The 6561-nt window shown below is 43.1% G+C and carries 5 protein-coding genes; all 5 read left to right on the plus strand.

Annotation, left to right across the window (positions count from 1 at the left end):
- Positions 1-168: 168 nt before the first annotated feature.
- Complete coding sequence (locus JGK16_RS21665) at positions 169-747, plus strand: Uma2 family endonuclease (RefSeq protein WP_293184187.1); 579 nt, start codon at positions 169-171, stop codon at positions 745-747.
- Between the two features lie 282 nt (positions 748-1029).
- Entirely contained in the window at positions 1030-1809 is a 780-nt protein-coding gene (locus JGK16_RS21670) for a hypothetical protein (RefSeq protein ID WP_293184185.1), read from the plus strand.
- 511 nt (positions 1810-2320) lie between these two features.
- Positions 2321-5290 carry an SUMF1/EgtB/PvdO family nonheme iron enzyme gene (locus JGK16_RS21675; protein ID WP_293192442.1) on the plus strand — a complete coding sequence of 990 codons (2970 nt, stop codon included), beginning with the start codon at positions 2321-2323 and terminating at the stop codon, positions 5288-5290.
- A gap of 667 nt (positions 5291-5957) precedes the next feature.
- A complete protein-coding gene (locus tag JGK16_RS21680) occupies positions 5958-6203 on the plus strand; it encodes a transposase (protein ID WP_293192440.1) in 246 nt (81 codons plus the stop codon).
- Positions 6172-6561: transposase (locus JGK16_RS21685; protein WP_293192438.1), on the plus strand; the 390-nt coding region annotated here is incomplete at its 3' end. The genes JGK16_RS21680 and JGK16_RS21685, both read left to right, overlap by 32 nt.

Raw genomic sequence — 6561 nt, forward strand, 5'->3', positions numbered from 1 at the left:
TCCTCTTCGTTCTAGGTCAACTGTCAACTGTCAACTGTCAACTGTCAACTGTGGTTGTGCGGTATCTCCCAACAAGCTGCGACTGGCTGGCTGCCGCATATTCAAGGATTTTTTCATGTTTTGGCAGATATGATAAAATCGATATGACCAGTAAAATTGGTGAGTCAGATGACAACTTTTAGTGTGGAACAGTTAGATTTAACTTTGGAAGAATGGATGCAAAATCCTCCTGACGGGACGGAGTGGGCAGACGGTAAAGTGATAGTCAAACATCCTGTAGAATTTGTCAATGGAGAAGTAGTAGGGAAACCGGGAATGACTGCAAAGACTCGTCGCATTCAAGCTAGATTGGTACGATATTGGGGCATTTACATGGACTCCACCGCCCAAGGGGGTGAGGTTTATGTGGAAGTCACTTGTCAAACTCTGAAAAAAGGGCGGATACCAGATGTATCTTATATTACTCCTGAACTGTTGGCGCAAGTTGGAGAGTTTTCAGTTTTGCCGCAGAGTTTTCCGCTGCTAGCTGAGATTGTTTCGCCTAACGATTTTGCTGATGATGTTTTTGCAAAAGCACAGGAGTATTTAGAGTCTGGTTGTTTGGAAGTTTGGCTGCTATTTCCGAAGAGTAGTTGGGTGTTAGTAATTACTCAAGGTGCGACAGTTTTATTTAAGCCTGGTGATGTGGCGAAGACTCAGCTTGTGTTGCCCGGTTTTAGTGTGGCGTTGGATGAGTTGATGGCGTAATTTTGCGGTTAAAACAACACGTCTCAATCACTTCTATAACTAATTAAAATTTTTAGATAAAAGCCTTTAATTGTTGACATAAATAAATATCTATATCTGTCATTGCGAGGAACGAAGCAATCTTAGTCTTGGCGATTGTTTCGTTTCTCCCAATGACAACCTTCCTTAATTTAACTTTATAAATCTATATCTACCCTGTAAAATAACTTTTTGTAGCCGTCATATATAAATTTGAAAATTTACGCTACAATCAAGACATCGCTATGATTTTGGTGACTCGCCATGAATAATCATCTTCCCGATGCCGGACAAAATAGCCCGCAATTTCAACTCAATGATTTTCTGCAATCTTTGGGCATCGACACGCCGCATACCGTTCAACATTCAGATCCACATTTAGACCTGAGCTTACCACAAAATCATTTACTCGATTACTCTCAACAGCCTAATTTTGTTCACACGAACCAACCAGACATTTTACCAGATTTCTCTCAATCTGGATGGACAGACTATCCCCAACATCAAGACTTTTCTCACCAACATCAAGACTTACATCAAATATCAGCCCTAGACTCACAGCATCTAAATCACCCAGTCAACCAACCAGAAATCATTCCAGATTTCCACCAATCTGCATGGGTTGAGCACCCGCAACATCAAGACTGGCATCAAACATCAGCCCTAGATTCCCATCACCAACAACCTTGGACGGTCAACTCATCCTATGCAACTGTTCCTGGGGGCGATCGTACCATGAACGGCCCCCACATAGACATCCGGGATGACGGCCACATTTATCTGCATCAGCTAAACGGTCACACCGTTGATGTCGGTGATGTTCGAGGGCATACAATGTATAATTCATCTGGGTGGGAAGTCGGTTACTTCAAAGACAATGGAGAAGTCTATAAATATAACTATTCCTCAGCGGACAATTTTATCGGGAAAATAGAGAATGGTCACATTTATAATGTAGACCATAAAGAAATAGGACGCGCCGATACAAATCTAGAGGGTGCAGCCCACCTATTATTTGCAGTGGGAGGCGGCGCAAAAACTTAATTGATGAATCATGGTTGCGCGACGGCCCAGAAACCGGGTTTTTGGGGAGAATCTCACTTTTGCTTTACGGTTCGTAGTGAGGACTTTAGTCCGCATTTCTGTCGGGTAGACGAGAGGCCCAGAAACCGGGTTTTTTCCCAAATACTTCGTTATTACGAAAAAACTCCCGAAAAAACCCGGTTTCTTGGAGACAAAGTAATACCAAGTATGAAAAATCAATGCAACAATAATATTGGTAGGGTGTGTCGCCCTTGATAATACAAAAAAAACAGAAAATCTTACAGCGACGCACCAGCGTGACAATACTTGAGTACACAAACTCAACTAAGATTTTTTAAATTGGTATACTTGGGCCAGCTTTAGTTAGGGCAGATAAAATTACTGCCAACGAGTCAGTTTTTGACAGGAAGTTGGGCGAATTACCATCATAATTGAGCAAATTAGTCAGTTTAGCTTTGAAATTTTCTCTTAATCTTGTCAACTTTAAACATTAACCACTGGAGGAAATATTATGACCAAAGCATTACCAGGAAAGAAAGGAATTTGGGATCACATAAAAGATACTTCCAAATCCATATTTATGCCAGAGAAATATCGGCAAGACCGCCAAGCAGAAACTGGCATATCTATTGCTACAATTAATTCAGAAACTGCCATTGATAACGCCAACAAACAACGAGAATTACAACAAAAAATTACCATCGTTCAAAACTTGCAACATCAAGCTAGTCTTGATGTGACAAGAGAACAAGGCGATTTAAACCGAGGCTTGCAGAAATACCTCGCCGAAATGAATATCGCATTTCAAGCCCATGAAGGCACGCTTAACCGCGAATTACAAGACAAATTAGCCCGACTCAATCGGGATTTTCAAGCCAATGAAGGCAAACTCAATCGCGAACATAGCGCCCAACTAGAAGTTTTTCGCGCTGAATTGCAAAAATTCTGCATCGCCGAACAGCGTCAAATCCAATTAGAATTAAAACAGTTAGACGCACTTTTAGCACGAGAAATTGCTCAGGTAAATCGCGAAACAGCAATTGTCGCCATTGTCAAGCAAAAAAACTTAGAAAATTCGCCGATTCTAGTTACCGCTGAAAACATTATTGCCAACATCAATCCCGAAGATACTCCGATTTTACGAGTTTTCTTGTCACCGCCAGTCTTGACTCACGATGCTGCTAAAGGAAATCAAAATTTTCCGGTATCTGAGGAGTTTTTAAGCAATTATTTGCGAAACTTCCTAGATAAGTATATGAGCGATGGTCGGCCAGTACAATTTATGGGCGGTTCTTGGCGGACTAATGTTTTTCGGGAAGAAGCGGCGGCGGAAAACTTATTTGCAGGTTTGCGCGTGATTCCTACTCTGATTTTAGACTCATCTGCTACCCATGATAAGTTTTATCTGCGTTTTGGCTTTTGGCATATTAATTTCACAAAGTATCGCTACAAAACTCCAATCAATCAGTTACCTTGGGTTGAGACATTGTATGATTTTGCCAAACAACGGGCGGTCAATTGGCAAACAAAACGACAAGCGTATATTGACTCTGGTAAACCTGTTGCTGATTTCGATCTCCGTTTTGGTGAAAAAGCAGTTAAACGCCATCAGCAAAATTTACGAATCTTGGAAATTGAACGGGATGCCCTGGAAGATGGAGAAGATTTAAGCGAAATTAATCGTCCCTATGAACTCGACAGCAAAAATGATTATAATGATTTAGCAGAATTTATTGGCATTTGCCATGCTTTAATCGCGGGCTTAATTGTTGATGAATATTGTCTGATGTTTTTGCCTCCAGATGAGCGAAAAACACCTTTTTTACCGCAGTTACTCCCGGAAATGTTGGCAAAGATGCCCGCCGATGAACAGAATATTCTGACGGAAATTGCGGTTGGTTATTATCAGGGATTGTATGATTATTTGGCTGAAGAAGAGTCGGCACTGATTGCTGATTTGCGTTTGGATTTAGCTGTCTCACTATTGGTTTTGGCTGACAAGCAGTGGGCTGCTGCACAGTTGTATTTGTCTGTTCAAGATTGGTTGAGGCTGCATGGTTTGGCGATTCCTGAACAAAGTCAGTTATTAAATGTTTTGGCTGCGGCTTTGACGGTTGATGATGAACCCTATGTAACTAAGCTAAATCAATGTTCGCGAGGTTTGGAGGCGAGTTTACAATTAAGCATCATTGAGTGTTGTTGGCAAAGGGGTTTGCAACGGGCTAAAAATGGGGAATATTCGGCGGCGATTGCTGATTTTCATCAGGTTTTGCAGTTAGATGGTTCTCGCTTTGAGGCGAATTTGCAGCGCGGTTTGGCTTACTATCAAATTGTGGAGTATCAGGGCGCAATTGCTGATTTTGACCAAGTATTGCGGCTGAATCCGAATGAGGCGAGTGTTTACCACTATCGCGGGTTAGTTTATCAGAAGTTGGGAGAGTTGGAACGGGCGATCGAAGATTTTAATCGGGCGTTGCAAATCAATCCGAGTTTACCGGGTGTTTTGCATATTCGCGATGTGGCTTTGGCTGTATTGGAGGAGAGAAAACGGGAGGCGGAAGGGAAACGCCAGCGTCAAGCAGCAAAGGAAAGGGAACGCCAACGCCAGCAAGCAGAAGCGGAACGTTTGCGTCGGGAGGAAGAAGCTAGCAAAGGTAAAGCATTTATTTTTGAAATTATCACGGTGGATAAGTACGGGAAACAAACTAGCAAGCAGTCGGGGAAGGCTTATCAAAAAGAGGAAGATTTGGGTAATGGGGTGAAACTGGAAATGGTGCATATTCCAGCGGGTAGTTTTATGATGGGTTCACCGTCGGGAGAAGGTAACGATAATGAACGCCCGCAGCATCCAGTAACTTTTGCCCAGCCATTCTATTTAGGGAAATATGCCATTACTCAGGAACAGTGGCAAGCGGTGATGGGCAATAACCCATCGTCTTTTAAAGGTGGGAAACGGCCTGTGGAACAAGTAACTTGGAATGATGCGGTAAGTTTTTGTCAGAAGTTGTCTGAGAAAACTGGAAAAACCTATCGTTTGCCGAGTGAGGCTGAGTGGGAATATGCTTGTCGGGCAGGTACGACAACAGCTTTTCACTTCGGGGAGACTGTTACTCCAGATTTAGTTAATTATGACGGCAATAATCCCTACGGTTCTGCACCAAAAGGACTTTATCGTCAAGAAACTACTCCGGTGGGAAGTTTTCCCCCGAATGCTTTTGGTTTGTACGATATGCAGGGCAATGTTTGGGAATGGTGCGCTGATCCTTGGCATGGTAATTACAATGGCGCGCCATCTGATGGTACTTCGTGGACAACTGGCGGAGATAGTAACCGGGTGCTGCGTGGTGGTTCGTGGCACGACGATGCGGTCCATTGCCGTGCTGCCAACCGCTACTACTCCTCTGCGGGCCACTCGTACTGGTACAGGGGTTTTCGTGTAGCGGTAGCTTTGGCTGTCCCTTCCTCCCTGTCTTCCCTGTGAGGACTCTTCTTTGCTCTTTTGCTCTTTTGCCCTTTGCTCTTTTTCCTCTTTTCTCTCTGGCGCGAAGCGCTAAAAAAAATTTTTTTCAGGAATTGGGCATGGCGGTGAGAAACCGGGTTTTTGTTTTAAGATGGGGTTGCGGCGCACAGATTTTGCCAAAAACCCGGTTTCTTTAGGCGGTTAAACTCATATCTTGCACCAATTCAATTAGGCATTTTTCGTGGGATTGGGGCGGGTTTATTTAACCTATCTGCTTCGTTTAAAGCTGTTGGCGAACCCGCCCCTTGTATCTTAAAAGAGTCAGGCGATCAAACCGTAGACCGCAGGCTATAGAACCGAAGACACGGTTGTAATCAAACCGCAGACACGGTTGTAACTGAATCCTAACACGAGTAAATATAAAGAAACCATTAAAGTTTCTTGCCTATAGGTACAAATGACAGTAGAAAGTGTTGTGATCGGACATCAGAAATTGGTGAAGTTGGCCCGCCCCGAGTGACTATCACAAGTCTGTTGTGTAGATAAGCTCCCATTACTGATGACAGGCGCATACAAAAAAACTGGACAGTATCTTAGGCGCTCGTTTTCACGGGACAGCCTGCATTTATAAGGTTAGTTAAATTGCCTGTCATGTTCTTTCATACAAACAGGGAGCTTGGAGCAAACAATGACACCGACATTTTTAGGCATAGATATCAGTAAAAAAGACTTTCATGTTTTTTTACTGAAAGAAGAACGTGGCTCAAAACCCAAAAAGTTCACGAATAATACCGAAGGGTTTGAGAGCTTAAATCAGTGGCCGGGAAAACAAGGTGTTGAAGAACTTCATGCCTGCATGGAAGCCACGAGCATTTACGGGGATGCCCTAGCTGAGTTTCTGTATGAAGCAGGCGATCGCGGTGAGTGTGGTTAATCCGGCTCGGATTAAAGGGTTTGCTAAAAGCGAACTTTTACGTACCAAAACTGACTCTGTAGATGCAGCATTGATTGCTCGTTTTTGTGCGGCGATTAAACCGTCATTTTGGAAGCCAACTCCGCTCGAAGTCAAGGATTTACAAGCTTTATTGCGACGACTAGAATCTTTAACCGAGATGTATCAACAGGAAGAGAATCGTTTGGAAACAGCTACAGAAACCGTAGCTAAACTTACGAAAGCTCATTTGGAATACATTAAAGAACAACAAGCCGAAATCAAAAAAATGATTAGCGATCATTTTGACCAACATCCGCATTTAAAACAGCAGCGCGAGCTGTTGACTTCGATTCCAGGT

Origin of the sequence: Microcoleus sp. PH2017_09_SFU_O_A (assembly GCF_020738625.1) — a bacterium.
Classification (GTDB): domain Bacteria; phylum Cyanobacteriota; class Cyanobacteriia; order Cyanobacteriales; family Microcoleaceae; genus Microcoleus.

What these genes read in the sequence shown, in the direction of transcription:
- JGK16_RS21680 (WP_293192440.1), top strand. Translation starts at nt 5,958, where the DNA reads ATGACACCGACATTTTTAGGCATAGATATCAGTAAAAAAGACTTTCAT.
- JGK16_RS21665 (WP_293184187.1), top strand. Translation starts at nt 169, where the DNA reads ATGACAACTTTTAGTGTGGAACAGTTAGATTTAACTTTGGAAGAATGG.
- JGK16_RS21675 (WP_293192442.1), top strand. Translation starts at nt 2,321, where the DNA reads ATGACCAAAGCATTACCAGGAAAGAAAGGAATTTGGGATCACATAAAA.
- JGK16_RS21670 (WP_293184185.1), top strand. Translation starts at nt 1,030, where the DNA reads ATGAATAATCATCTTCCCGATGCCGGACAAAATAGCCCGCAATTTCAA.